General features: G+C 65.6%; 1 protein-coding gene. It reads left to right on the top strand.

Features of this window, described 5'->3' with window-relative positions:
• The coding region (locus UF78_RS23055; RefSeq protein ID WP_045164456.1) for a hypothetical protein at positions 1–454 on the top strand (454 nt) is incomplete at both ends.

Raw genomic sequence — 454 nt, 5'->3', positions numbered from 1 at the left:
AACGGTGGCACGCTGCGCGATGCGGTAGGAAACGGGGCCAGCACTACGCTCAACGGCGTCGGTTCGACCAGTGGGGTATTGGTCGATGCGGTCGCGCCGACCGTGGCGTCGGTATCGGTTCCGGCCAGTGGCGCCTACAACGCTGGCGATGTGTTGAGCTTCACCGTCAATGCCAGCGAGGCCGTGCTGGTCGATACTGGCGGCGGTACTCCGCGACTGGCGTTGGATATCGGCGGCGTGACCCGTTACGCGACGTACGTGTCCGGCTCCGGCAGCACCGCGCTGGTCTTCCAGTACAGCGTGCAGGCGGGCGATACCGACGGCGATGGCATCGCCGTGAGTGCTCTGGACCTCAACGGCGGAACGACCCGAGACGCAGCCGGCAATGGCCTCGATCTCACCTTGAATTCGGTAGGCGCAACCAGCGGTGTGTTGGTGGATACCACGGCGCCGA

The organism is Stutzerimonas stutzeri, assembly GCF_000952685.1.
Taxonomy (GTDB): Bacteria; Pseudomonadota; Gammaproteobacteria; order Pseudomonadales; family Pseudomonadaceae; genus Stutzerimonas; species Stutzerimonas stutzeri_E.
Note: the sequence above shows the minus strand (reverse complement) of the source record. Positions and strands in the feature narration are given on the sequence as shown.